Source organism: Sinorhizobium sojae CCBAU 05684 (genome assembly GCF_002288525.1).
Taxonomy (GTDB): domain Bacteria; phylum Pseudomonadota; class Alphaproteobacteria; order Rhizobiales; family Rhizobiaceae; genus Sinorhizobium; species Sinorhizobium sojae.
On record NZ_CP023067.1, the window covers coordinates 628,290 to 653,592 of the forward strand.

At 62.7% G+C, this 25,303-nt stretch carries 19 protein-coding genes; 13 read left to right on the plus strand and 6 right to left on the minus strand.

Features of this window, described 5'->3' with window-relative positions; translation table 11 throughout:
- Nucleotides 1-4: 4 nt before the first annotated feature.
- The 3 genes from SJ05684_RS03075 to SJ05684_RS03085 all read right to left on the minus strand — a co-directional run bounded on the left by SJ05684_RS03075 (nt 5) and on the right by SJ05684_RS03085 (nt 3,470).
- The gene (locus tag SJ05684_RS03075) at nt 5-553 is read right to left on the minus strand and encodes a DUF1254 domain-containing protein (RefSeq protein WP_034852392.1); all 549 of its coding nucleotides are present in this window, start codon (nt 551-553) and stop codon (nt 5-7) included.
- Nucleotides 546-1,133 carry a DUF1214 domain-containing protein gene (locus SJ05684_RS03080; protein WP_034852394.1) on the minus strand — a complete coding sequence of 196 codons (588 nt, stop codon included), beginning with the start codon at nt 1,131-1,133 and terminating at the stop codon, nt 546-548. Before SJ05684_RS03080 ends, SJ05684_RS03075 begins: the two co-directional genes overlap by 8 nt.
- A gap of 120 nt (nt 1,134-1,253) precedes the next feature.
- Nucleotides 1,254-3,470: a transglycosylase domain-containing protein gene (locus SJ05684_RS03085; RefSeq protein WP_050979933.1), complete on the minus strand. Its 2,217-nt coding sequence runs from the start codon at nt 3,468-3,470 to the stop codon at nt 1,254-1,256.
- A 141-nt stretch (nt 3,471-3,611) separates the two neighbouring features.
- On the opposite strand from SJ05684_RS03085, the gene SJ05684_RS03090 reads away from it, so the two are divergent.
- Nucleotides 3,612-4,079, plus strand: coding sequence for a YcgN family cysteine cluster protein (locus SJ05684_RS03090; RefSeq protein WP_034852396.1), 468 nt, complete (start codon nt 3,612-3,614; stop codon nt 4,077-4,079).
- A gap of 105 nt (nt 4,080-4,184) precedes the next feature.
- On the opposite strand, the gene SJ05684_RS03095 is transcribed toward SJ05684_RS03090, so the two are convergent.
- Complete coding sequence (locus SJ05684_RS03095; protein ID WP_034852399.1) at nt 4,185-4,520, minus strand: MmcQ/YjbR family DNA-binding protein; 336 nt, start codon at nt 4,518-4,520, stop codon at nt 4,185-4,187.
- Between the two features lie 843 nt (nt 4,521-5,363).
- Here SJ05684_RS03095 and SJ05684_RS03100 point away from each other — a divergent pair.
- The 12 genes from SJ05684_RS03100 (at nt 5,364) to SJ05684_RS03155 (ending at nt 19,795) form a co-directional block, all read left to right on the plus strand.
- On the plus strand, nt 5,364-5,615 hold the full coding sequence (locus SJ05684_RS03100) for a hypothetical protein (protein WP_083846072.1): 252 nt from the start codon (nt 5,364-5,366) through the stop codon (nt 5,613-5,615).
- 43 nt (nt 5,616-5,658) lie between these two features.
- On the plus strand, nt 5,659-6,330 hold the full coding sequence (gene feuP, locus SJ05684_RS03105) for a two-component system response regulator FeuP (protein WP_034852401.1): 672 nt from the start codon (nt 5,659-5,661) through the stop codon (nt 6,328-6,330).
- Nucleotides 6,320-7,705, plus strand: a complete 1,386-nt coding sequence (locus SJ05684_RS03110) for a sensor histidine kinase (RefSeq protein WP_034852403.1) — start codon at nt 6,320-6,322, stop codon at nt 7,703-7,705. Before feuP ends, SJ05684_RS03110 begins: the two co-directional genes overlap by 11 nt.
- Before the next feature lie 215 nt (nt 7,706-7,920).
- A complete protein-coding gene (locus tag SJ05684_RS03115) occupies nt 7,921-8,385 on the plus strand; it encodes an RT0821/Lpp0805 family surface protein (RefSeq protein WP_095694195.1) in 465 nt (154 codons plus the stop codon).
- A 148-nt stretch (nt 8,386-8,533) separates the two neighbouring features.
- Complete coding sequence (ccmI, locus tag SJ05684_RS03120; RefSeq protein WP_034852493.1) at nt 8,534-9,679, plus strand: c-type cytochrome biogenesis protein CcmI; 1,146 nt, start codon at nt 8,534-8,536, stop codon at nt 9,677-9,679.
- The gene (gene ccmE, locus SJ05684_RS03125) at nt 9,676-10,128 is read left to right on the plus strand and encodes a cytochrome c maturation protein CcmE (RefSeq protein ID WP_034852496.1); all 453 of its coding nucleotides are present in this window, start codon (nt 9,676-9,678) and stop codon (nt 10,126-10,128) included. The genes ccmI and ccmE overlap by 4 nt, the downstream gene beginning before the upstream one ends.
- Complete coding sequence (locus tag SJ05684_RS03130; RefSeq protein ID WP_034852498.1) at nt 10,125-12,113, plus strand: heme lyase CcmF/NrfE family subunit; 1,989 nt, start codon at nt 10,125-10,127, stop codon at nt 12,111-12,113. Before ccmE ends, SJ05684_RS03130 begins: the two co-directional genes overlap by 4 nt.
- On the plus strand, nt 12,110-12,565 hold the full coding sequence (locus tag SJ05684_RS03135) for a cytochrome c-type biogenesis protein (protein ID WP_034852500.1): 456 nt from the start codon (nt 12,110-12,112) through the stop codon (nt 12,563-12,565). The genes SJ05684_RS03130 and SJ05684_RS03135 overlap by 4 nt, the downstream gene beginning before the upstream one ends.
- A 287-nt stretch (nt 12,566-12,852) precedes the next feature.
- Nucleotides 12,853-14,412 (plus strand): Do family serine endopeptidase, encoded by a 1,560-nt coding sequence (locus SJ05684_RS03140; protein WP_034852502.1) that lies wholly within the window; start codon nt 12,853-12,855, stop codon nt 14,410-14,412.
- 310 nt (nt 14,413-14,722) lie between these two features.
- Nucleotides 14,723-15,424, plus strand: coding sequence for a response regulator transcription factor (locus SJ05684_RS03145; RefSeq protein WP_034852504.1), 702 nt, complete (start codon nt 14,723-14,725; stop codon nt 15,422-15,424).
- Nucleotides 15,421-16,815 carry a sensor histidine kinase gene (locus SJ05684_RS03150; RefSeq protein ID WP_034852506.1) on the plus strand — a complete coding sequence of 465 codons (1,395 nt, stop codon included), beginning with the start codon at nt 15,421-15,423 and terminating at the stop codon, nt 16,813-16,815. The genes SJ05684_RS03145 and SJ05684_RS03150 overlap by 4 nt, the downstream gene beginning before the upstream one ends.
- A gap of 28 nt (nt 16,816-16,843) precedes the next feature.
- Nucleotides 16,844-19,795: a bifunctional [glutamine synthetase] adenylyltransferase/[glutamine synthetase]-adenylyl-L-tyrosine phosphorylase gene (locus tag SJ05684_RS03155; RefSeq protein WP_034852508.1), complete on the plus strand. Its 2,952-nt coding sequence runs from the start codon at nt 16,844-16,846 to the stop codon at nt 19,793-19,795.
- Nucleotides 19,796-19,811: 16 nt separating this feature from the next.
- On the opposite strand, the gene SJ05684_RS03160 is transcribed toward SJ05684_RS03155, so the two are convergent.
- Nucleotides 19,812-22,130 carry a PAS domain-containing sensor histidine kinase gene (locus tag SJ05684_RS03160; RefSeq protein ID WP_034852510.1) on the minus strand — a complete coding sequence of 773 codons (2,319 nt, stop codon included), beginning with the start codon at nt 22,128-22,130 and terminating at the stop codon, nt 19,812-19,814.
- A 281-nt stretch (nt 22,131-22,411) separates the two neighbouring features.
- Nucleotides 22,412-25,066: an aminopeptidase N gene (gene pepN, locus SJ05684_RS03165; RefSeq protein WP_034852512.1), complete on the minus strand. Its 2,655-nt coding sequence runs from the start codon at nt 25,064-25,066 to the stop codon at nt 22,412-22,414.
- Nucleotides 25,067-25,303 lie beyond the last annotated feature (237 nt).

Sequence of the window (25,303 nt, forward strand, 5' to 3'; positions counted from 1 at the left end):
TTCGTCATGTCCGCCGAAAGAGCTGGCAGCTCGAGTCGGCCAGAAAGTCGCGGACCTGTTCCTCGAAGCTGTCGAAAGGGGCGAGCGCGCGGAGAACCGCGTAGCCTTCCTCGTCCTTCATCTCGATCATGATCGATTGGGCCAGTTCCTCCGGCGGCGACTTTCGCAGTTCCACCAGCTGGATGGGAGTCGCCACGATCAGGTCGAGATTTCCGTTGACTGCCGTCTGGTCATTCATGCTGAAGACTTCGTTCGAGCCGCTGTCGAAGACGGAGAGCGACCAGAAGGGGACGGGACCGCGGGCAATCAAGCGGGTCGGTACATCAGCAACTGAGAAACTGCAGACGGCTGTTCGAAGAAACGGATTGCTGTTGCCCAAGCCCGTCGGGCCGGGCTCGGCCGTCAGAGGAAAGAAACTGTCCATTTCCAGAAGGTCAAGCACGCGCGTGTAGGCGTCCCGGCCGGTGAATTGCGGCAGTGCAAGGACGATCACGATGTGCAGGAGCGCTGCACCGACTAGGCCGACGAGAATGGCAAAGAGGACGCTACGCATTGCCGCACCCGGTCTTGACGATTTTGGGCATTGCGAGGTCGATCAGCCCTGATGAGCCGGCTGTCGGGGTGTCGAGCAGCGTCAATACGAGCCTGAAGCTGCCCGCATGCCGAAGCGCCAGCCAATTGTCCGGCTTGGCGATGGGGGAGGCGTGGACGACGAACCGGCTGTCCGTGGCGCGCAGCACCGTCCAGGAATTGATGGCGGAGGGGAGGTCCGGGCCCGGCCGCAGCGTGACCCCATCGGCGGTCGTCGCATGAAGGGTCCAGAAACGAGCCGGCGGCGTGATGCCCGAGATCTCGTATGAACAGGCCGCCGAGAGGCGCTCACCGCTGTCGTCCGTCGCCGCCGAGAATATTAGTCCCTCGGCGCTGCCGAAAAGCAGCTCGCCGGTGCGGGCTCGGTGCGCCTTTGCATAGGGGTCGGCAGAGGCAGTCTGCGCCGCCGGAAATGCCACCCATGGTCCTATGGCGATGGAGCCGAAGCCGGCTGTCGCTTTCAGCGCCCATACGGACGAAGCAATACCGCCGCCAAAGGCAACGGCGAGTGCAACGGCGACGAGGAAGGGAACTCGGAACAAGAGGCGGCTCTATGAAAACGTATCGGTTATCCCGCGGGTGAAGCTTTTGTCTTTGTGATCTGTCGATTCGATCCGCGTCTAGGGAACCCATCTGTCGTCGCCAGGTCGATTTTCCGCAAGTCAATTCTCCGTCGCATTGATCGTCAGGTGCCGCTTTGTGGTTTCGGCCGGGGCTTCGAGCGCTGCGACCGTGCCGCCGTTCTTTTCCTGCGGCTTGAGTGGGGGCGCATTTTCGAGCGCCTCGCCGATGGTCTTCAGCAGCCGAGTCGCGTCGGATGAAAGCGATCTCGGTCGGATGAGCGGCGGCAGAGTGTTTTCGTTCTGACTGGCATCGTTGGCTTTGGCCGGCTTCTTCGACGCCACGGCGGCCGGCGCTTCAATGCCGGGAATGGCGCGGTGTTCGATGCCCTGTTCGGCATAATCCATCAGCCGCTTGAAGGTCATCGCCGGCAGGGAACCGCCGGTCATGTTTTCGGTGGAGGTGTAATCGTCATTGCCGAACCAGACTGCCGTCGTGTAGTCGCCGGTGAAGCCAACGAACCAGGCGTCGCGATAGGCCTGGGTCGTGCCGGTCTTGCCGCCGGTCACGATGCCGTTCTCAAGGGCAGCCCTGCGGGCCGTCCCCATGACCGGGATTTGCGTCAGAATGCGGTTCATAGAGGACACCGCTTCTTCGCTCAAGACGCGCTCGGGCGGCGGCGCGTCGCGCGCGAAATCATAGAGGATGTCGCCGTCATAATTCAGGATCTGGCTGATACCGTGGCGCCGCGACTGGAAACCTCCTGCCGGGAAGACGGCATAGGCCGTCGCCTGGTCGAGCACTGTTACTTCCGAGGTGCCGAGCGGCATGGTCTTGTCGGTGCGGATCGGCGTCTCAACGCCCATCCTCTTGGCGGTTTGGGCAATGATTTCGGTGCCGAGCTTATCCCTGGCGAGGCGGACCGGAACCGTATTGATGGATTTCGCCAGCGCCGTCATCAGTGTTACGCGGCCGGCATAACTGCGGCCATAATTCTGCGGCGACCAGCCGCGCCAGGTGATCGGCGCGTCGACGACCACCGTCTCCGGCGTCATGTCTTTTTCCATAGCGGCCGCATAGGTGAAGACCTTGAACGACGAGCCCGGCTGCCGAAGGGCGCGGGTGGCGCGGTTGAACTGGCTTTCGCCATAGTCGCGGCCGCCGACCATGGCGCGCACGGGGCCGCCGTCTTCGATCATCACCAGGGCGCCCTGCTTCACCTTATAGGTTTCGCCATATTGTCTGAGGCCGGCTTCGACCGCTTCCTCAGCGGCTGCCTGCAGGCCCATGTCGATCGTTGTCCTCACGATCAGGGAATGCTGCGCGAAGGGAGCCGCAATGCGCCGCACTTCGTCGAAGGCCCAGTCGAGGAAGAAGTCCGGTGCCTTGACCTGGGCGCGATCGATGACCGTGGCCGGGTTCAGACGCGCGGCGAGCACTTGCCCCTCAGTCGTCAGACCGCCCTGGACCATGTTGGTCAGGACCTCGTTGGCGCGTGCGCGCGCAGCCGGCAGGTTGACGTGCGGCGCGTAGCGCGCGGGCGCCTTGAAGAGGCCCGCGATCATGGCGGACTCGGCGAGATTGATGTCCGTGATCGTCTTGCCGAAATAGAATTGCGCCGCCGCCGCCGCGCCGAAGGTGCCGCCGCCCATATAGGCGCGGTCCAGATAGAGGCGCAGTATTTCCTTCTTCGAGAGATTGCATTCCAGCCAGACGGCAAGGAAAGCTTCCTTGATCTTCCGTTCGATCGTCCGCTCATTCGTCAGGAACAGGTTCTTGGCAAGCTGCTGGGTCAAGGTAGAGCCGCCTTGGACGACGCTGCCGGCGCGAGCATTTTCCGTCATGGCGCGCGCGAGGCCGAGAAAATCGATGCCCCAGTGCTCGAAGAACCGGCGGTCCTCGGTCGCCAGCACCGCTTTGATGAGATGGTCCGGGAGTTCGTCGACCGGGACGGAATCCTCATGGATGATGCCGCGATGGCCAATCTCGTTGCCGTAGCGGTCAAGGAAGGTGACGGCGAAATCGCCTTGGGCGCGCCAATTTCCCTTGGTTTCCTCGAAGGCAGGAAGGGCGAGCGCGAGCATCAGCACCGCCCCCGCGGTCCCCCACGTCATACCCTCGCCAAGAACTTCGAAAAACGCGCGTTTCCAGCCGCGTACGCGGAAACGGCGGGAAAAGATCGTGATGTCTTCCCACCACTCGGCAAGGCGGAACCCGGCGTTCCACACCGTCGAGTCGATCCAGGAATCGATTCGGAGGAAGATGTGTCGCGCCTTTGGCCGGTTGTCCTCTTTCCTCGGTTCCTGCACGGTCTTCATGTCCCGACGCTATCCTGCCCCACGACGATATTTGCATGGCGCCAAATTCCAATCTACTTGCATATCGCGCTGCCGGCCTTAAAAAACCGGCAATTTTCTGCAAATTGTCCATGTCGGCGTGGAATGATGGAAGTGTGACCCATGGGCGAAATGCCTTTCTGGAAGACGAAGAGCCTCGAAGAGATGTCACAGGCGGAGTGGGAAAGCCTTTGCGACGGCTGCGGACTCTGTTGTCTCAACAAGCTGGAGGATTGGGATACCGGCGAGATCGCCTGGACGTCGATCCGCTGCACGCTTCTCGACGGCGAGAGCTGCCGGTGCAAGGACTACGACAACCGGCAGGCGACCGTTCCCGATTGCATTCAGCTGACCGCGGAGCGCGTGCGCGAAATCAGTTGGCTGCCGCCGACGTGCGGCTACCGGCTGATTGCCGAGGGGCGGGAGCTCTATTGGTGGCATCCGCTCGTTTCCGGCGATCCGGAAACCGTGCACGCCGCCGGCATTTCCGTGCGCGGACGCACCATTGCCGAGGACGGAGTCGATATAGACGACTATGAGGATTACCTGGTTACATGGCCGCTGGAAGTGGGGCTCGAGCCGGCCGAATAGCCGGCTACAGCGCTGCGTCCTTCAGGACGCGCTAAGGACACTGTAGTTTCGGCGCCTCGCGCTTTCCAAAAAGGGGGTCCGATTTTCGCGCAGATGCGCTGGCAGTCAGTGGCGGCCGTTCTTGCGAACGAGGTTTTTCGGGGCGACATTGCGCCACGCGGTTTCCATGGACTGGCGAATGAGTTCCTCGTCGGCACCGACAAAATAGAGCGAGGTCCAGCCGCGATCACCCCACCCGCCCGGAACGGCGGCGCAAACGCCCGGTTCCATTTCGAGGAGCATGCGCTGCTGGTCCCGGGTGAATTTGAACACCACGCGTCCTGCCTCCGGCAGGCTCATGAATATCCGCTTACCCACACGGAAATCCCGCGTTCCGAAATGGGCATTTTCCTGGGTTCCGGGCAGGCTCAGCGCCAGCTTTTCCAACTCCTCTGTCAGCATGCGCGAAGAGTAGCACGAAATCGTCGATTGACAAAAAGCATCCGCCCGCCAAACGGCGGGCGGATGCTTAAATGGATGGGTAACAATCTTCCGGCGTCGGATCCGGATGCCGGAGTCATTCGCGTGGCGGGACGGGCTTTTCTGCCGCTTCGTTCGCCGTGCGCATCGCGCGCCATTCATTCTCGAATCGGTCGAGCAATATTTGCGGAATTCTGGATTGCGTGGATACGGGCGGCTTGTTCGCAACTGACTGCATCCGGTCCTCCTGAATGACATGAGTGGAATGAACGGACCATTTCATATCGCAAAAACTTTGTAAATCAGGGACTTAAGTCGTTTAAACGATTTAAAAAGATTTAAATCGATTAATTGCAGAGCGATCCACAGGTGCTTGCGCGCCTGATAGCGAGCACGTTTTTTACAAGGCGGAGTGGCGATCGCGCGGCCTTGGCCGACCGCTCGTCCGATAAGATCGATGATGTTCAGAGCGTTGTGCCGGGAAGCGGAATCCGTCGCCGCTTACTTCCGAAGTGATGCGGTCTTTGAGGATTGACTGCCTGACGATTCGAAAGAATCGCCTTTCGGGAGCTGTGAGGCGTGGACTCCGTAGCGTAACCGCTGCGCCGATCCAATGTGAGCTGATGATCTTAACGAAGGGCAGACATGCGCCGCTGTTTCGCGATTGCGGTCGGTCTCCGCGCCGACCGTCACCGCAACCGGGGATCGTGCATGCAGCGGCGGGCGCCGCGTCGATTAGAAACGCCGAGACGGACATTCATTTGCCATTCAGCCTCTATCGGTTAAAAAAACCACCATGTTGCTTCCCAAGTCGAAAGTGCATTCATGTCTTCACCAGTAATCATAGCCGCGCTTGCCGCAGGCCTCGCAGGTTTCCCGCCGCCTGCTGTGACCGTGCCTGCGGTTGTCGTCAGCGCGGCTGGCGATTGCAGCGGCGCAGCCTCGCAAGTGGTGGCTGAGACGGGCGGCGAATTGCTTTCCGCCCAACCCACATCCGATGGCAAGTGCGTCGTGACCGTGCTAATCCCTGGCAATGGCGGGCGGCCGAAGAAGGTGACCGTAAGGGTCCCCATGTAGGCCTCGGCGCTCCGCACCATGAGCGAGGGGTTTGAGACGAGAGATGCGCATCCTGATAGTCGAGGACGACGTCAACCTGAACAGGCAATTGGCAGAGGCGTTGAAGGAATCCGGTTACGTCGTCGACCAGGCCTTCGATGGCGAGGAGGGGCACTACCTCGGCGACGCCGAACCCTATGATGCGGTGATCCTCGATATCGGACTTCCGGAAATGGACGGGATCACCGTGCTCGAAAAGTGGCGCGGTGACGGCAAGCTCATGCCCGTGCTGATTTTGACGGCGCGCGACCGCTGGAGCGACAAGGTGGCAGGCATCGACGCCGGCGCCGACGACTACGTTGCCAAACCCTTTCACGTCGAGGAAGTGCTTGCCCGTATCCGGGCGCTGATCCGCCGGGCCGCGGGGCATGCGAGCTCCGAGATCATTTGCGGGCCAGTGCGCCTGGACACCAAGGGATCGAAGGCGACGGTAGACGGCGTAGCGCTGAAGCTGACCTCGCACGAGTTCCGCCTGCTGTCCTATCTCATGCATCACATGGGACAGGTGGTCTCTCGCACGGAACTGGTCGAGCACATGTACGATCAGGATTTCGACCGCGACTCCAACACGATCGAGGTTTTCATAGGCCGGCTTCGCAAGAAGATCGGCAATGATCTGATCGAGACGGTGCGCGGGCTCGGTTATCGTATGCAAGCCCCTGGCAATGGCAATTAGATCGCTCACGGCCCGCGTCCTGGCGGTATCGACCGTTTGGGCGGTCGTTGCCCTGGTGGTGATCGGGGTCGTTATCTCCGCGCTTTACCGGCAGGGATCGGAGCGCGGCTTTCAGGACCTTTTGCGGGCGCAACTTTATAACGTGATCAACTCGATCTCGGTCGGGGAGAACGGCTCCCTGTCCGGCAGTCCGCAGCTCGGCGACCTCCGCTTTTCCCAGCCGCAGACCGGCTGGTACTGGATCGTCGAACCGATCGGCGAGTTCGATACGCCACCCCTGCTGTCGACCTCGCTGGGCACGGCGAAATTGCCCATCGTCAGCGTCGAAGAGGTGCCCTTCGACATCCGCTACGAGCGCTTCTATACCACCGAGGACCCTTTCGGAAACCAGGTCGAAGTAGCGGAGACCGAGGTGGTTCTAGACATTGAAGGTCATGCGGCGCGCTTCCGCGTCGCCGGCAACCGCAATGTGCTCGAGGCGGATATAGACCGCTTTACCCGCAACCTGACGATCGCGCTCTCCATCTTCGGCCTCGGCGGTCTCGGCATGAATGCCCTGACGATCCTTTTCGGGCTGAAGCCGCTCGACCAGGTGCGCCGCTCGCTCGAGAAGATACGCACCGGCGAGAGCGAACGGCTGGACGGCGCCTTCCCACGCGAGATCCAGCCACTTGCCAACGAGGTGAACGCGCTGATCGACAGCAACCGCCGCATCGTCGAGCGCGCGCGCATGCAGGTCGGCAATCTTGCCCATTCGCTGAAGACGCCGATCGCCGTCCTGCTCAACGAGGCACGGGTGCTGGAGGTCCCCCATGGCGAGTTGATCAGGATGCAGGCGGATGCGATGCAGACGCAGGTGCAATCCTATTTGAGCCGCGCCCGCATTGCGGCGCAGCGCGGCTCTGTTCTGGCGCGGACCGACGCTCAGCCGGCGCTCGAAAGGATTGTCCGCGTGATGCGGCGTCTCAATCCGGAGAAGCAATTCAGCCTGTCGGTCCACCCGCCGGGACTGGTGCTGGCCATGGAGCAGCAGGATGTCGAAGAGACGGTCGGCAATCTGCTGGAAAACGCGGCACGATACGCGCGCGACCGTGTCTGGTTGAGCGTCAAGCCGGCCCCTGAGGAAGAACGCAGCAAGGAACCGGGTCGCGAATGGATCGTGCTGCAAATCGACGACGACGGTCCCGGACTCGATTCGGACCAGATCGCTCTGGCCATGAAGCGCGGCAAGAGGCTCGACGAAAGCAAACCCGGAACCGGGCTCGGGCTTTCGATCGTGAGCGAGATCGTGGGTGAATATCAGGGCAGCCTGGAGCTTTGCCGTCGCGACGACGGGGGCTTGCGCGCCAGGCTTCTTTTGCCGGCTGCGGTCTAAGCAAAAAGGGCTCCCGACGGCGAAGCGGGTGCGGTTCTCGGCCATCATGCAAGAGCGGCATCGTGATCCGGCAGTCACACCGGCGACCGAAAATACCGAAGCCGGCACCGGGCGCGGTTGCCTCGGGCGTCGGAGGGTGCAAAAAGAAAAACATATTCGTGCCGCTCCTTCCTCGGGCGGCGACCGGTAAATTCCAGAACGAGTTGTGGCAAATCATGAGGATTGGCGCAGAATTTGGGCAGGCCCTTGCTTCAGGCGGCAGGATTGCGATCGTCGCATCGGCTGTGGCGCTTGCCGGCTGCGCTACCTCGAGCGGGTCGCGCGGGACCGCCGCTGCCGCTCTCGGCTCGACCACGACCGGTGGCGCGTCGTCATCGACCTATATCGAGGCGCTGCAGGGCGGGGTCATCGCACGCCTTTCCGGCGTCGACCTCAGCAAGTCGGATCGGCAAAGGGCGCTCGAGGCGGAATATCGCGCGCTTGAAGCAGCGCCCGGCGGCCAGCCGGTCCTCTGGGAAGGGCAGGGCGTCAGCGGCTCCGTGGTTGCCGCCGCTCCCTACCAGGTGGGCTCCCAGAACTGCCGCCAGTACAGCCATACGGTCACCATCACGGGTCAGTCGACGACGGCGCGCGGTGCGGCATGCCGCAACAGCGACGGAAGCTGGACGCCATTGACCTGAAGCTGTCGCGCTGGCTCTGCACACTTTGCGACCTTTCGGTCTCGCGGCGGCGCGCCTCCGGATATGCCCTTGCGGCGAAACGCCTCAAATCTCCGTCATTTCCGGATTTCGAGTTGGAATGACGGGGCCCTCATAGTATTTCCCCATCATGTTGTTCTGGATTCTTGTCGCCGTTCTGACGGCGGCTGTCGCTATCGTGCTTCTGTTGCCGCTGATGCGTGCGGCTGCGCCGCTCCCGTCTGCCCATAGCCATGACATCGAAGTCTACCGCGACCAGCTCGACGAACTGGCGCGGGATCGCGAGGCGGAACTGATCAGCGAGGAGGATGCGGAACTTGCGAGGGCCGAAATCGCGCGCCGTCTGCTTGCGGCGAGCGCAGCCGACGACCCGGCCCGGCGAGGCGTGCCGGAACGGCTTTTTTCGAACAGAATGGCGCAACTCTTCATCCTCCTCTGTCTGCCTGTGGTCGGGCTCGGACTTTACCTGACTACCGGCAGCCCCGGCGTGCCGGCGCAGCCGCTGGCGGAGCGGCTTGCCCATCCCGGCGAGGACATCAATATTCTGATCGCCAAAGCCGAGAACCATCTCGCCCTCAATCCGGACGATGGCGCAGGCTGGGACGTGCTCGCGCCGATCTACATGCGCAACGGCCGCGTGGACGACGCGGTTGCCGCCTATGACCGGGCGATCCGCCTGGCGGGCGCGACGCCGGCACGGCTCGGCGGTTATGCCGAAGCCCTGATCGTCCAGTCCGGCGGGCTCGTCACCGCCGAAGCTCAGGATGCCTTGAAAAGGGCGTTGGCGCTCGATCCCGATGATCCGCGTTCGGAATTCTATCTGGCACTGGGTTTGAAGCAGGAAGGAAAGAACGCTGCCGCACTCGCGGCGTTCCGAAAGCTCGCTGGCACGTCGCCCGCCGGTGCGCCCTGGCTGCCGCTGGTCAACCAGCACATCGCGGAGCTCTCGAACGCCATGCCGGGCGATGACGGCGCGGCGCCCAGGGACCCGGGATCAGAGGACATTGCGGCCGCCGAAGAGATGAACGCCGGCGACCGGCAGGCGATGATCCGCAGCATGGTCAACGGCCTGGCGGCACGGCTGAAGGAAAATCCCGCCAACCTCGCGGGATGGGTCCGCCTCGTCCGGTCCTATGTTGTGCTCGATCAAAGAGACGAGGCCGAGGATGCGTTACGGGAAGGATTGAAGGCATTTCCGGCGGCGGGCGATGAGGGCAAGCAATTGCTGGCTTTGGCGCGCGAACTCGGCCTAGATGCCGGCGGAGAGCTAGAATGACGCGCAAGCAAAAGCGGTTGGCAATCATTGGCGGCGGCGTTGGATTCCTGACGGCGGCGGTGCTGCTCGTCATGTTTGCCTTCAGCCAGGCGGTTGCCTATTTCTATGTTCCTGGCGATCTGGAGAACGCCGATGTTGCGCCCGGAACGCGCATCCGGCTCGGTGGACTGGTCGAGGCGGGCTCCGTCAAGCGCGGCGAGGGCAAGACCGTGACCTTCAGCGTCACCGATACGCTCGCATCCGTGCCGGTGACCTATACGGGCATCCTGCCCGATCTCTTTCGCGAGGGACAGGGCGTGGTGGCGGAGGGGGCATTCGCCGCCGGCGGCTCCGTCTTTGTTGCCGACACGGTGCTGGCGAAGCACGATGAGACCTATATGCCGAAGGATGTGGCGGACCGGTTGCAGGCGCAGGGTGTCACGCTCGGCGGGAAGGAAACGATCAAATGATCATCGAGCTCGGGCACTACGCGCTCGTGTTGGCCCTTGCGACGGCGATCGTCCAGGCGGTGCTGCCGATCCTGGGCGCAAGCCGCGGTGATCGGTCCATGATGGAATTGGGGGGAAGCGCCGCGGTCGCCTCTTTCCTGCTCGTTGCCTTCGCCTTCGCGGTGCTGACCTTCGCCTATGTCGTGTCCGACTTCTCCGTCAGGAACGTTTGGGAAAACTCGCATTCCCTGAAACCCCTGATCTATAAGATTTCCGGCGTCTGGGGAAACCACGAGGGCTCGATGCTCCTGTGGCTGTTGATCCTCGTGTTCTTTTCCATGCTGGTCGCACTCTTCGGCCGCAATCTGCCCGAGACATTGAAGGCGAACGTGCTTGCGGTGCAGGCGTGGATCACCACGGCGTTCACGCTTTTCATCCTGCTGACGTCCAATCCCTTCGCCCGGCTCGTCCCCGCACCGGGCGAGGGCAGGGACCTGAACCCCGTCCTTCAGGACATCGGCCTCGCCATTCACCCGCCGCTGCTCTATCTCGGCTATGTCGGCTTCTCCGTCTGCTTTTCCTTTGCGATCGCGGCCCTGATCGAAGGCCGGATCGATGCGGCATGGGCGCGCTGGGTCAGGCCCTGGACGCTCGCCGCCTGGACGGCTTTGACCGCCGGCATCGCCATGGGCTCCTATTGGGCCTATTACGAACTCGGTTGGGGCGGCTGGTGGTTCTGGGATCCGGTCGAGAATGCTTCCTTCATGCCTTGGCTTGCGGGAACCGCGCTGCTTCATTCGGCACTGGTGATGGAAAAGCGCGAAGCGCTGAAGATCTGGACCGTGCTGCTGGCGATTCTCACCTTCTCGCTTTCGCTGCTGGGCACTTTTCTCGTGCGCTCGGGTGTGCTGACATCGGTCCATGCCTTCGCCACCGACCCGACACGCGGCGTCTTCATCCTGGCAATTCTCATCTTCTTCATCGGCGGTGCTTTCGCTCTTTTCGCCTTGCGCGCCACGCATCTGAAGGCGGGTGGGCTGTTCGCGCCGATTTCGCGCGAGGGCGCGCTCGTCCTCAACAACCTCATTCTGACGACGGCGACGGCGACGGTGTTGACCGGCACACTCTATCCCCTGGTGCTCGAAGCCTTGACCGGTGACAAGATTTCGGTCGGTGCGCCCTTCTTCAACATGACGTTCGGTCTCCTGATGCTGCCGCTGCTCTTCGCCGTTCCCTTCGGGCCGCTGCTTGCATGGAAGCGGGGGGATCTCGCCGGTGCCGCTCAACGGCTCTTCGTCGCTGCGGCCATTGGCCTTCTCGCCGCTGCGATGCTTTACTATGCGAAGAATGGCGGTCCGCTTCTTGCGCCCCTGGGGATCGGCCTCGGCGTCTATCTCATTCTCGGCGCCATCACCGACCTCATGCTCCGTTCCGGTCTCGGCAAGGTCGCCGGAAGCGTCGCCCTGAGGCGCCTCCTTGGCCTGCCGCGCTCGGCCTTCGGCACGACGCTCGCCCATATCGGACTCGGCGTCACGCTGATCGGCATCGTCGCCGTTACCGCATACGAGACGGAGACGGTGGTCGAAATGAAGCCGGGCATGCTGGCGGACGCCGGCGGTTACACACTGCGCTTCGACGGCATGCAAGAGGGGCGCGGACCGAACTATACGGAAGAAACGGGACACTTCACCGTCAGCCGCGGCGGTGTCCAGGTGACGGAGATCTGGTCGTCCAAGCGCCTCTACTCGGCGCGCAGGATGCCGACCACGGAAGCCGGGATCAGGACCTTCGGTCTGAGCCAGCTGTATGTTTCGCTTGGCGACGAAATGGCCGGCGGCGGCGTCGTCGTACGCATCTGGTGGAAACCGCTGATCCTGTGCATCTGGGGCGGCGCCATGATCATGATCGTTGCCGGTTTCGTTTCCTTGAGCGATCGCCGCTTGCGCGTCGGCGCCCCCTCGCGCGCCAGGAAGACACCCCAGCTTGCCGCGGGAGCCGCCGAATGATCCGCATCCTCTTCGCGCTCTGTCTCTGCCTCGCCCTCATCGGACCGGCTCTCGCGGTCAATCCGGACGAGGTGCTTGCCGATCCGGCGCTAGAGGCGCGGGCGCGGGCGATCTCCGCCGAACTGCGTTGCATGGTGTGCCAGAACCAGTCGATCGACGACTCCGATGCCGAGCTTGCCAAGGATCTCAGGCTGCTGGTGCGCGAGCGCCTGAAGAACGGCGACAGCGACGAGGCGGTGATTGCCTACGTCGTGTCGCGATACGGCGACTTCGTGCTCCTGAAGCCGCGCTTCGAACCCAAGACTCTGCTTCTCTGGGGCATGCCGGTTGTCCTGCTGCTCGTCGGTGCGGGCACAATTCTTCTCGCTGCCCGCCGGCGTGGTCGGCGGCCCACGGGAACGCCCCTTTCTGATGAGGAACAGGCGAGGCTGGATAAGCTCCTGCGCTCCTGAAGCCACATCGGCTGCGTTAACGGGGTATCCGAAAGGGCAGTTTGGTCAAGGCGTTGGGGGGCGAGAACGCCATATGTGTTCAAATTTTGCTGGCTCCAACGAACATTACGAAAAGTTCATCTGACGGACAGAACTCAGTAAGGTGCCTTCCCTTAAATCTTGCTTTATCGGCTGTTCCTCCAGTCGCAGCCAATCAGACGAGCAGGTTACGGCCTGCCGGATCTGACACCAAGGTTTCGAGCCATCGCCGTCCGGCGGGGCTCCATGGAAGAGAAAAGGCAAATCGAATGTCCACGAAGAAATCTCTGCGTCCCTCTCTCAAGACCATTCTGAAGACGTCTACGGTCGCCGGCGCTGCGGCCGTGATGCTGACCACAGGCATTCCGGCGCAGATCTCGCACTCCTTCGCGCAGGCAGTGAAGGTGCAGGCGCCGAACGTTGCCAGCTTCGCCGATGTCGTTGAGGCCGTTTCCCCGGCGGTCGTCTCCGTTCGCGTGCAATCGCGTGTGCAGGTCTCAAATGAACAGACCGGCAATTTCAGCTTCGATTTCGGCCGGGGCCTGGAAGATTTGCCTGACGACCACCCGCTGAAGCGGTTCTTCCGTGAGTTCGGCGGGCCGGGTCAGCGCGAGGGGGATCGGGCCGATCGTTGGCGTGAGCGCCATGGCCCCCGTGAAGGCCGGCTCCGCCCGCGGGCGCAGGGCTCCGGCTTCTTCATCAGCCAAGACGGTTATGTCGTCACCAACAATCACGTCGTTTCCGATGGCTCCTCCTTCAGCGTCATCCTGAACGACGGAACGGAGCTTGATGCCAAGCTCGTTGGCAAGGACCAGCGCACGGATCTTGCCGTGCTGAAGGTGGATGCCAAGCGCAAGTTCGCCTATGTCAGCTTTGCCGATGACACCAAGGTGCGCGTAGGCGACTGGGTGGTTGCGGTCGGCAACCCGTTCGGCCTCGGCGGCACGGTGACGGCGGGTATCGTCTCAGCCCGCGGTCGCGACATCGGCTCCGGCCCCTACGACGATTACCTGCAGGTCGACGCGGCAGTGAATCGTGGCAACTCCGGCGGCCCCACCTTCGATCTCGCCGGCGAAGTCGTTGGCATCAACACGGCGATATTTTCTCCGTCCGGCGGCAATGTCGGCATTGCCTTCGCCATTCCCGCATCGGTAGCCAGGAACGTCGTCGAGGATCTGATCAAGGACGGCACCGTTTCGCGCGGCTGGCTTGGCGTTCAGATCCAGCCTGTCACCAAGGATATCGCCGATTCCCTCGGCCTGGCCGAGGCGCAGGGCGCTCTCGTCGTCGAGCCGCAGCCGGGTTCGCCGGGCGAAAAGGCCGGTATCAAGCAGGGCGACGTCGTGACTGCGCTCAACGGCGAACCGGTCAAGGATCCGCGCGACCTCGCACGGCGTGTCGCGGCGATCAATCCGGGTTCGAGCGCCGAGGTCACCCTGTGGCGCGATGGCAAGTCCGAGAGCGTAAAGCTCGAGATTGGAACGCTGCCGGACGACACCGCGGATAGGACTCCTGACAGTGACGACGAGCAGTCCAACCGGGGTCAGACAGGTGAGGAAACGCTGTCCGATCTTGGCCTGGCGGTCATTCCGTCGGACGACGGTCAGGGCGTCACCATCACCTCCGTCGATCCGGAGTCCGATGCCGGAGATCGCGGCCTGAAGGAAGGCGAGAAGATTGTCTCTGTCAACAATCAGGACGTGAAGTCGGCGGACGAGATCCTCAAGGTTATCGAGACCGCCCGGAAGGATGGCCGCAGCAAGGCGCTCTTTCAGATCGAAGCTGCCGAGGGCAGCCGCTTCGTGGCGCTCCCGATCGAGCAGGGCTGACCAACGGCGAGACGGACTGGAGAGCGGTCGGGAAGGTGCCGAAGAGCCATTCCCGACCGCGTCCTAACACACAGCCGAACCCGCCGCGATCATTGCGGCGGTTTCCGTTCCGACCCACCTGCTACATGATTCCTATGGCGCCGCCGCCAGTTACCAGGAGCGTAAAGGTCGGTGTATCACTTTGAATTGCTGCATGTCTTTGTTTTTTAAATCGAGGTCGGTTCAAGGAGACATGCAGGCGGGAACACCATGAGTAGCTCGGGCCGCTTTGCGAACCGAAACCGGTTGAGACGAACAGAGGTCCGGGACTATGGTCACGCGTATGAAGATTCTCATTGTTGAAGACGACCTCGAGGCCGCGGCCTATCTCGCCAAGGCTTTTCGTGAGGCGGGTATTGTTTCCGACCATGCAAGCGACGGCGAGAGCGGCCTGTTCATGGCGAGCGAAAACGCTTACGACGTGCTTGTGGTCGACCGCATGCTGCCGCGTCGCGACGGGCTGTCGCTGATTACCGAACTCAGGCGCAGGGACATCCACACGCCGGTGCTCATCCTCTCCGCTCTCGGTCAGGTGGACGACCGCGTCACGGGCCTTCGCGCCGGTGGCGATGATTATCTGCCGAAACCCTATGCCTTCAGCGAGCTCCTGGCGCGCGTCGAGGTGCTCGGCCGGCGAAAGGGTGCGCCGGAGCAGGACATGATCTACCGCGTCGGAGACCTCGAACTCGATCGGCTCTCCCACTCGGTCCGGCGGCAAGGCAAGGAAATTCCGCTGCAGCCGCGCGAGTTCCGCCTGCTCGAATACCTCATGAAGAATGCGGGCCAGGTGGTCACGCGCACCATGCTGCTCGAGAATGTGTGGGACTATCACTTCGACCCGCAGACAAACGTCATCGATGTTCACGTCTCGCGCCTGCGCTCGAAGATCGAGAAGGACTTCGATCCGCCATTGCTCAGAACCGTTCGTGGCGCCGGTTATATGATCAAGGATGACCGGACGTCTGAAACATGAGCAGGTTCAGCGTTCTGTTCAGGACGACCGCGGTCAGACTCTCCGCACTCTATCTCGTACTCTTCTCCCTTTGTGCCGCCATTCTCGTCTTCTACGTCACCGGCATGTCCGAACGTCTGCTGGAACAGCAGACACGCGAAGCAATCGCCGCCGAGGCAATCCAGATCGAGGGCGTTTACGATCGTGCCGGCATCAGCGGCCTGCTTCGCACGCTCGAACGCCGCGCGCGCCAGCCCGGCGCCAATCTCTATGTCATCGCCGGCCCGGCGGGGGAAATTCTCGCCGGAAATGTGGCGAGCCTCGAACCGGGCCTCCTCGACGACGCAGGCTGGACATCCGAGCCTTTCCGCTACCGCCGCTTCACCGACGAGAGTCGCGCCGACAGCCATGTGGCGCTTGCCCAGGTGATCGTGCTCGACAACGGCCTCAGGATTCTTGTCGGCCGCGACCTGCAGGAGCCTGAGAAGTTTAGCGCTCTCGTCCGTCAGGCCCTGGTGGTGGCACTCGGCATCATGGGGCTCGGTGCGCTGGTGATCTGGTTCGGCATCGGGCGCAACGCCCTGAGGCGTATCGACCGGATGTCCGAAGCAAGCACCAAGATCATGGCGGGCGACCTGTCGCAGCGCCTGCCGATGAGCGGATCCGGCGACGAGTTCGACCGGCTTTCGGAATCGCTGAACACGATGCTCGGCCGCATCGAGAAGCTGGATGAGGGCCTCAGACAGGTTTCCGATAACATCGCGCATGATCTCAAGACGCCGCTGACACGCTTGCGCAACAAGGCCGAAGCGGCGCTTGCCAATCGGGAGAACCAGAGCACCGCGCTTGAGGAGATCATCGTCGAATCAGACCAGCTGATCCGCACCTTCAATGCGCTCTTGATGATTTCGCGCGTGGAGGCGGGTTCAGCCGTAGCGGAGATGAGCGAAGTCGATCTCACCCGCATCGTCGCCGATTGCGTCGAGCTCTACGAACCGCTTGCGGAGGAAAGTGCGCTGCGGCTGGAGGAGGACATCGAGCCGAAGGTGACGGTTTCTGGCAATCGCGAGCTCATCGGTCAGGCGCTCGGCAATCTGATCGACAATGCCATCAAATATGCGGACGGTGCGACAAATCCGCTGATCCGGGTGGAAATGAAAAAGAGCGACGGCAACGTCCTGCTCACCATCGCCGACCATGGCCCCGGCGTGCCGGAGGGCATGCGCAGCGAAGTCGTGAAGCGCTTCGTTCGGCTCGACGAAAGCCGATCGAAACCCGGGACCGGGCTCGGCCTTTCCCTTGTCGAAGCGGTCATGGAAATGCACCATGGCTCACTGGAACTCACGGCCACCGAACCGGACGGCACGGGATTGACGGTACGCATGGTTTTCCCGACCGCCTTGGCCCGATAGACCGACTGAGACGCGGGGAGGGATCTCGATGCAGGCAGCGAACGAAAGGCGATTGTCCGATATCGACGCGGTGTCCATCCGGCCGGCAAGTCAGGCCGACGCGAAGGCTGCGCTTGCGGCCCTGAAGGACGCGGCGAAAGGGCGGGAGGCAATTGCTGCGGTGCTTGCCTCCGATGCACCGCTCAAGGACTTCCTCGTCGCCGCCTTCGCACTTTCCCCATTCTTGCGCGACACGCTCGGCAGCCATCCGGCCATTCTCGAGGCGCTGCTTGCCGAACCCTTGCTTCTATTCCTCGAGCGCCGGATAGACACCACGCGGGCGGCATGGAAGGGGACGGGCGTTGCACTGCAGGACGCGGAAGTCATGTCGCGGCTGCGGCGGGCCAAACGCGAGATTGCTTTCGCGCTCGCGCTCGCCGATCTCTCCCGGCTTTTTGACGGCCGGGAGACGACTCGCTGGCTGAGCGATTTCGCGGGCGCGGCGGTGTCTGCTGCGGTCGGTCACCTGCTGTTGAGCGCAGCGGAGAGCGGCAAGTTTTCGCTGAAGGACCCAGCCGCACCGAGCGCCGGTTCCGGCGTCGTCGTCCTCGGCATGGGCAAGCTCGGTGCCGCGGAGCTCAATTATTCCTCCGACATCGATCTTGTGGTCTTCTACGATCCGCAGTCAGCCATGCTGCTGCGGCCAGACGAGGCGCCGGAGACCTTCGCGCGGCTCTTGAGGCGGCTGGTCCGCATTCTGCAGGAGAGAACCGGCGACGGTTATGTCTTCCGCACGGACCTGCGCCTGCGGCCGGACCCGGGGTCCACCCCGCTCGCAATCCCCGTCGAGGCGGCGATGCTCTATTATGAAAGTCGGGGCCAGAACTGGGAGCGCGCCGCCTTCATCAAGGCGCGGCCGGTCGCCGGTGACCTGGCGGCGGGCGAGCGTTTCCTCAAGGAATTGACCCCCTTCGTCTTCCGCAAATACCTCGATTATGCGGCGATCGCCGATATCCACTCGATCAAGCGGCAGATTCATGCGCATAAGGGTCACGGCGAAATCGCGGTCAAGGGACACAATGTCAAGCTCGGCCGTGGCGGCATCCGCGAGATCGAATTCTTCGTGCAGACGCAGCAACTGATCGCCGGTGGACGTATGCCGGCTCTCCGGTTGCGGGCGACCGAAGCGATGCTGCGCGCCCTCGCAGACACCGGCTGGATAGATCCTGGAACGGCGAACGAACTGATCGACGCCTACTGGTTCCTGCGCGATGTCGAGCACCGTATCCAGATGGTGCACGACGAGCAGACGCATCTTCTCCCCGAGACGGAGTCGGAGTTGAAGCGGATCGCCTGCATGCTCGGTTTTGGCGACACCGCCGCCTTCGCAGCGCGGTTCTCCGGCACCTTGCGGACAGTCGAGCGGCGCTACGCGCAGCTCTTCGAGCAGGAGGCGAGGCTTTCGAGCGAGACAGGCAATCTCGTCTTCACCGGCCAGCAGGACGATCCGGACACGCTGCGGACGCTGAAGAAGCTCGGTTTCGAGCGGCCATCGGACATAGCCCGCATCATCCGCACCTGGCATTATGGTCGGTACCGGGCGACGCAGTCCGTGGAGGCGCGCGAGCGGCTGACGGAGTTGACGCCGGAGCTTCTGCGCGTCTTCGGTGAGAGCCGGCGCGCCGATGATGCGCTCCTGCGCTTCGATCAGTTCATCTCCGGACTGCCGGCGGGCATTCAGCTCTTTTCATTGCTCGGGAGCAATCCCGGGCTTCTGTCGCTGATCGTCAACATCATGTCTTCGGCCCCGCGTCTTGCCGATATCATCGCCGCGAAGCCGCACGTCTTCGACGGCATGCTGGATCCGGGGCTTCTCGCCGAACTGCCGACGCGCGACCATCTCGCACCGCGGATCGCCAATTTCGTTGCCGGCGGCCGTCACTACGAGGACGTGCTCGACCGCTTGCGCATCATCGCCGCCGAACAGCGCTTCCTGATCGGGATAAGGCTGCTCACCGGGGCGATTACCGGACTGCAGGCGGGAAGGGCCTTCACCGATCTCGCAGACCTGATCATCGCCGCCGCGCTCGATGCGGTGCTCGAAGAGATCCGCGTCGCACATGGCCGCTTTCCCGGGGGGCGCGTGGCCATCGTCGGCATGGGCAAGCTCGGGAGCCATGAGCTGACGGCTGGTTCCGACGTCGACCTCATTCTGCTCTACGACTACGGTGACGAGGCGTCCGAATCCGATGGCGCCAAGCCGCTCGATCCGGTCCGTTACTTCACCCGCGTGACGCAGCGGCTGATCGCCGCCCTTTCCGCTCCGACAGCGGAGGGCATTCTCTACGAAGTGGACATGCGGCTGAGGCCGTCGGGCAACAAGGGCCCGGTCGCAACGCGCATTACCGCCTTTGCCAAATACCAGCGGAACGAGGCCTGGACCTGGGAGCATCTGGCCCTGACGCGCGCGCGCTGTATCTGCGGCGATGCCAGCCTGATCGGCGAGGCGGAGGCGATTTTCGCCGAAGTGCTCTCTGAGAAGCGCGACATCGACAAGATCCGCAAGGATGTGGGGGAGATGCGCGAGCTTATAGAAAAGGAAAAGCCGCCGAACGGCATCTGGGACTTTAAGCTCATCCCAGGCGGTCTGGTCGACATCGAGTTCATAGCGCAATATCTGGCGCTGATCGCACCGGCCAAGAACGTGAAGCCGCTGCCCGCAGGAAGCCACACCATGGAGGCGCTGAAAACGCTCGGTGCCGATTTGATGGATGCAAACGATCTCGATACGTCGGTCGAGGCGCTTTCGCTGTTCACCGAGATATCGCAGATCGTCCGCCTGTGCATCGATGGCGATTTCGATCCACGGGAGGCGCCGTCCGGTCTCGTCGACCTCGTCTGCCGGGCCGGCGACTATCCCGACCTGAAGCATCTCGAGGCCGATATCCGCCGACTTTCCAAGGCGACGCGCCGGATTTTCGAGTCGATTATCTCCGGCTGAAAGTCGGGAAGCCGCGTCAGGCGCGGTCGGGAATCCTGACGGAGATGATCGTGCCGACGCTCTCGGCCGAATGGATCTTCATCGTTCCCCCGTGCAGGTGCGTCAGCGAGCGGGAGATCGCAAGGCCGAGACCGGAACCGCCCTTGCTCTTGGCATATTGGCTCTGAACCTGCTCGAAGGGCTGGCCGATCTTTTGCAGAGCATCCTTGGGGATGCCGATGCCGGAATCGGCAATGGTCAGCGTCACCGCGCCGCGGACCTTGCGTGCCCTCAAGGATATGCGTCCGCCTTCATTGGTGAACTTCACCGCATTGGAGAGGAGATTGAGCAGCACCTGCTTCATCGCCCGGCGGTCGGCAAACATCGTCAGACCGGTGGAGACCTGCTGGACGATGCGGATATTCTTATGCTCGGCGGGAATTGTGGTGAAGCGCAGCGTTTCGTCGATCAGCGGCGCAAGGTCGATCCTCTCGCGCGAGATGCGCATGTGGCCGGCCTCGATCTTCGACATGTCGAGAATGTCGTTGATGACGTTGAGCAGATGCTTACCGCTTTCGAAGATGTCACGCGAATACTCGTGGTATTTCTCAGAGCCGAGCGGGCCGAACATCTGGTTCTGCAGGATTTCCGAGAAACCGAGAATGGCGTTCAGCGGCGTGCGCAGCTCGTGCGACATGTTGGCGAGGAACTCGGACTTGGCGCGGTTTGCGGCCTCCGCACGCTCCTTCTCCGCCTGGTAGTTGGAATTGGCGACCGAAAGCTCGGCTTTTTGGCGCTCCAGCGTGATGCGCGACGCGGAGAGGTCGCCGATTGTCGCCATCAGCCGCCGCTCCGATTCGCGCAGGCGCACCTGATGGCGCTTCAGGAGCGTGATATCGGTGCCGACCGATACGAGACCGCCGTCCCGGGTGCGGCGTTCGTTGATCTGCAGCCAGCGCTCGTCGGCGAGTTGGACCTCGCTGGTCTGCGAGTGATTGCTGCGGTCCGGATCGGCCACGCGCCGCTCGACGACGGGCTTTGCCGCGGCAGCATGCACGACGGCCCGTTCGGTACCCGGTACAAGCACGTGGTCCGGAAGCTGATAGGCCTGCTGAAAATGGGTGTTGCACATGACCAGACGATCGTGCTTGTCCCAGAGGACGAAGGCTTCCGAGGTGCACTCGATGGCGTCGGCGAGGCGCTGGTCCGCCTCCGCATAGCGCTGTGCGAGCCGATGCTGCTCGGTCACGTCCATGGCGATGCCGATAAGGTGCGCCCGGCCCGAAACGGTGCGGATGACCTGCGCGCGGGCGCGGAGCCACACATAGTGGCCGCCCGCGTGGCGCATCCGGAAAACCTGATCGATCTGGCGCTCATTGCCCTTGGCGATCGCCCGCGCCACCCGATAGATGCCGCGGTCCTCCGGGTGCATGAGCCGCGCGGCGTCGCCAAAGGACAGGACGCTGCTGTCACCCGGCATGCCGAGCATCTCGTACATCGAGCGGGACCAGAATAGACGCCGGTTGGCCAGGTCGAAATCCCAAAGACCGCAGCGGCCGCGTGACAGCGCGGTTTCGACGCGCAGGTTCGATTCGGCGAAAATCGCATCGGCATCGCGCGCACGCTTTGCCTGAATGTAATAGGCGTAAAGCACGACGAGCAGGATTGCCGAAATCCCGGCAAACAGTGTCACGTTGAGCGAAATGTCATCGCGCCAGGCGGTTTCGAACCGGGAAATCGGTGTGGCCGCCACGACGACCCCCGCGGACGCCGGCACCTGCATCACGGCTATGAGATGCCGGGCGCCATCAATCGGCGCCTTCATCACGCTGGAGCCTTCGCCGTAATATTGCAGCATGGCGGCTTCGGGCGCGATTGCGGCAAGCGCATGTCCGACAAAGTCCGCACCGCCATTGGTGCCGGCGAAGATGCGGCCGTCCCGGCGTACCAGCAGGAGAAACATCCCGGCGTCAAGCGCTTCGGCGGGCAGGTATTGCGCAAGCCGCTGCTCGGCCTCCCAGCGCCGCCCCTCGGCAAAAAGCACCGGTCCGTCGGCCTGGAAGGCGGCGGCGGCCGCCGCCGCCGCAAGGCTGACGGTCTGGCGGGAGCTCGTCTCCATGCGGGCATGCTCGTCCATGATGCCCGACATGCGCGAGAGCGCGACGATCAGGAGAAAGGCGATAATGAGGACCGGAATGGAGCGCTTGAGGAAGGGCTCGGCCTTCGCGAGTTTGCGCGATGCCGGTTCCGCAAAGAGCTTCGCCTGCTCGATGAACTCTCGCTCCAGACCAGCAAAGGCCGGAAATTTGAGTCGCAACCGCCCGTCGGCTGCGCTTCCCCGTCGCGCGTCCGCCATCTGTCCCTACCGCCGTCATCGAGTGGGCCCCAGCATGTCGAATGCGAAGGGGCTCTTGGTTCTCTCACTCCGAAACGTCCCGTTCGGCCGCAAGGGCCGGATGCAGGCTGTCTCAGTGATTCGGCGCACCGCTCGTCCGAATCTGACTCAATGAATCACAGGGCGATTCATCTTGTCTAGGGGCAGTGGTAAAGATTTGTTAACCACTTTTCATCGTTGGAAAGTCATAGCGCGACCGGACGCGCAAGGTGTCCGTGGTACTTACGTATATCAAGGCCGATTTAGCCTTCGTCCTGCAGCATGCGTTCGACAATGTCGCTGACATCGGCGGAGAGGCTGGACGCCGCGGCGATTTCCCTGAGAGCGTCGCGTGCGTGCCCGGCTCTTGCCTGCTCCAACGACCGCCACGAGCGCATCGAGGTCAGGATGCGCGCCGCAAGCTGCGGATTGCGGGGGTCGATCTCTAGGATCTGCCGCGCGAGGAAGCGATAGCCTTCGCCATCGGTGCGGTTAAAGCCCGTGGGATTGGAGAAGGCGTAGGTGCCGACGAGTGAGCGCACGCGGTTGGGGTTGCTGGCGTTGAAAAGCGGGTCAGACATCAGCGCCTTGACGCGCTCCAGAGTGGCCGGACCGGGTATCGTCGCCTGGATGGCGAACCACTTGTCGATGACCAGTGCATTGTCGGCAAAGCGTTTCTTGAAGGCGGCAAGCGCTTCCGCCGTCTCTTCGGCGTCCGGGAAGCGTTGGGCAAGCAGTGTCAGCGCTAGGCTGAGATCGGTCATGTTGTTGGCGGAGTGGAACGCGCCCGCCGCCCTTTCCGGACGCCCGTCGCCATAGACGAGGTAGGAAAGGGCCGCATTGCGGAGCGAACGCCGGCCGGCGCTCTCGGCATCCGAACGGAATGGGCCGGGCAGTGCCATGTCGTCGATCAGGCGCTCGAAAGTGCTCCGGCCGGATGCGGCAATGGCGAACTGGATTGCCTGCCGGCCCGCATGAATGGCATCGGGATCGTTGTCGTGGCCGATCTCGCGGGCGACGTCGGCCTCGCTTGGAAGGGAGAGGACCTGCGAGCGGAAGGCCGGTTCCAGCCGATCGTCGCCGGCGGCCGCCAAAAGGCCCTCGACGAACGACTCGTCGCAGGTGATCGGTCGTGCCCCGCGAGCTTCGTCAGCCGCTTCGACCAGATTGTCCAACGCCATCGCGTTCAGCGCCTGCCAGCGGGCAAAGAGATCGACCTCGTGGCGCGCGATCAGAGCCCGGTCCTCGGCGCTCTGTTCGATATGGAGATTGATAGGCGCGGAAAAGCCGCGGTTGACGGAGGGGACGGGGCGCGACGGAATGCCGGAGAAGACGACCGTCTGCCTGCGTTCGGTCAGGTGGATCACGTCGCCGGTGACGTCCGCACCCGATGCGCCTGTCGCGATGGCCTCGCTGCCGTCCTGCAGAAGCAGGCCCACACGGAGCGGAATGTGCATCGGCCTCTTGGCGGATTGGCCGGGCGTCGGCGGCACCGTCTGTTCCAGCGCAAGCGCGAAGGTCTGCGTGGCCGCGTCGTAGGATCCGGAAGCGCTGATCAGGGGCGTTCCGGCCTGCTCGTACCAAAGCGAAAACTGCCTGAGGTCTCGTCCGCTCGCATCCTCGAAGCAGGCGATGAAATCCTCGATCGTCACAGCCTCGCCGTCATGGCGATCGAAATAGAGATCCATGCCCTTCTTGAAGAGATCGCGTCCGAGGATCGTGGCGATCATACGCGTCACCTCGGAGCCCTTTTCGTACACCGTAGTCGTGTAGAAGTTGTTGATCTCGCGATATTGCGCCGGCCGGACCGGATGGGCGAGCGGCCCGGCATCCTCCGGAAACTGCTCCGATTTCAGGTGCCGTACCTCCGCGATGCGCTTGACGACGCGCGAGCGCATGTCGGCGGAGAACTCGTGGTCGCGATAGACGGTCAGGCCTTCTTTCAGGCAGAGCTGGAACCAGTCGCGGCAGGTGATGCGGTTTCCCGTCCAGTTGTGGAAATACTCATGCGCGATGATCGCCTCGATATTGGCGTAATCCGCATCGGTCGCCGTATCCGGGTCGGCGAGCACGTATTTGTCGTTGAAGACGTTGAGCCCCTTGTTCTCCATGGCCCCCATGTTGAAATCGGAGACGGCAACGATCATGAAGATATCGAGATCGTATTCGCGGTCGAAGACCTCCTCGTCCCACTTCATCGCGCGTTTCAGCGCGTCCATGGCATAGGCCGCGCGCGGCTCCTTGCCGTGTTCGACATAGATCTTCAGCGCCACTTCGCGGCCCGAAGCGGTCATGAATTTGTCTTCGACGACGCCCAGGTCGCCTGCGACCAGCGCAAAGAGATAGCTGGGCTTGGGATGCGGATCGAACCAGGAAGCAAAATGGCGGCCGTCGCCCATGTCGGCGCCGCCGAGATAATTGCCGTTCGAAAGCAGGAGTGGCGCCGTCGCCTTGTCGGCGATGATGTTGACCGTGTAGACGGCGAGCACGTCGGGGCGGTCGGGGAAATAGGTGATGCGGCGGAAGCCCTCTGCCTCGCACTGCGTGCAATAGACATTGCTCGTGCGATAGAGCCCCATCAGCTTGGTGTTGGTTTCCGGTGACAGCACTGTCGTCACGGTGATCTCGAAGGGGACTGTCTCCGGCAATCCGCGTATCGTCAGCGTATCGCCCCGCACCTCGTAAAGCGCCCCGGGTATTTCCTCCTGGTCGAGGAGCAGACCGGTCATGGTCAGTTCGTCGCCGTCGAGCACCAGGGGTGCGGAGGGGCTGGCGCCTTCCCGTCGATGGAAGATCAGACGTGCCTCGACCTTCGTCTCCTTCGGGTCGAGCTCGAACGTCAGGTCCACCCTCTCAAGAACGAAATCGGTCGGTCGGTAATCTTCCAGATGAACGATCTGGCCGGTATTTGTCCGCATGGTCAGTCCCGCTTTCGCCCCCCGCCTCTGTTGTAGAGGGCGCCTGTAATGGTGAAAAGGCCAAGGAGCGAGAATCTGCGCTTGCGAATGCCGTCGGCCGCACTTTCGGCACAAACGCGTCGTCGATGTCCCTCCCGCTCCCTGTCCACTGGAGGTTTATCGAAGCGCCACTAACAAGACCTAAATTCCACAGGATTTTTTCGTCCGCTCCGATTGAAGCCCTTCTACACTCGGTAG

Coding starts and splice junctions, on each gene's coding strand:
- ccmE (WP_034852496.1), top strand. CDS start 9,676: ATGACGCGCAAGCAAAAGCGGTTGGCAATCATTGGCGGCGGCGTTGGA.
- SJ05684_RS03160 (WP_034852510.1), bottom strand. CDS start 22,130: ATGGCGGACGCGCGACGGGGAAGCGCAGCCGACGGGCGGTTGCGACTC.
- SJ05684_RS03150 (WP_034852506.1), top strand. CDS start 15,421: ATGAGCAGGTTCAGCGTTCTGTTCAGGACGACCGCGGTCAGACTCTCC.
- SJ05684_RS03090 (WP_034852396.1), top strand. CDS start 3,612: ATGGGCGAAATGCCTTTCTGGAAGACGAAGAGCCTCGAAGAGATGTCA.
- SJ05684_RS03075 (WP_034852392.1), bottom strand. CDS start 553: ATGCGTAGCGTCCTCTTTGCCATTCTCGTCGGCCTAGTCGGTGCAGCG.
- pepN (WP_034852512.1), bottom strand. CDS start 25,066: ATGCGGACAAATACCGGCCAGATCGTTCATCTGGAAGATTACCGACCG.
- SJ05684_RS03115 (WP_095694195.1), top strand. CDS start 7,921: ATGAGGATTGGCGCAGAATTTGGGCAGGCCCTTGCTTCAGGCGGCAGG.
- feuP (WP_034852401.1), top strand. CDS start 5,659: ATGCGCATCCTGATAGTCGAGGACGACGTCAACCTGAACAGGCAATTG.
- SJ05684_RS03140 (WP_034852502.1), top strand. CDS start 12,853: ATGTCCACGAAGAAATCTCTGCGTCCCTCTCTCAAGACCATTCTGAAG.
- SJ05684_RS03085 (WP_050979933.1), bottom strand. CDS start 3,470: ATGAAGACCGTGCAGGAACCGAGGAAAGAGGACAACCGGCCAAAGGCG.
- SJ05684_RS03130 (WP_034852498.1), top strand. CDS start 10,125: ATGATCATCGAGCTCGGGCACTACGCGCTCGTGTTGGCCCTTGCGACG.
- SJ05684_RS03155 (WP_034852508.1), top strand. CDS start 16,844: ATGCAGGCAGCGAACGAAAGGCGATTGTCCGATATCGACGCGGTGTCC.
- SJ05684_RS03145 (WP_034852504.1), top strand. CDS start 14,723: ATGGTCACGCGTATGAAGATTCTCATTGTTGAAGACGACCTCGAGGCC.
- ccmI (WP_034852493.1), top strand. CDS start 8,534: ATGTTGTTCTGGATTCTTGTCGCCGTTCTGACGGCGGCTGTCGCTATC.
- SJ05684_RS03110 (WP_034852403.1), top strand. CDS start 6,320: ATGGCAATTAGATCGCTCACGGCCCGCGTCCTGGCGGTATCGACCGTT.
- SJ05684_RS03100 (WP_083846072.1), top strand. CDS start 5,364: ATGTCTTCACCAGTAATCATAGCCGCGCTTGCCGCAGGCCTCGCAGGT.
- SJ05684_RS03135 (WP_034852500.1), top strand. CDS start 12,110: ATGATCCGCATCCTCTTCGCGCTCTGTCTCTGCCTCGCCCTCATCGGA.
- SJ05684_RS03095 (WP_034852399.1), bottom strand. CDS start 4,520: ATGCTGACAGAGGAGTTGGAAAAGCTGGCGCTGAGCCTGCCCGGAACC.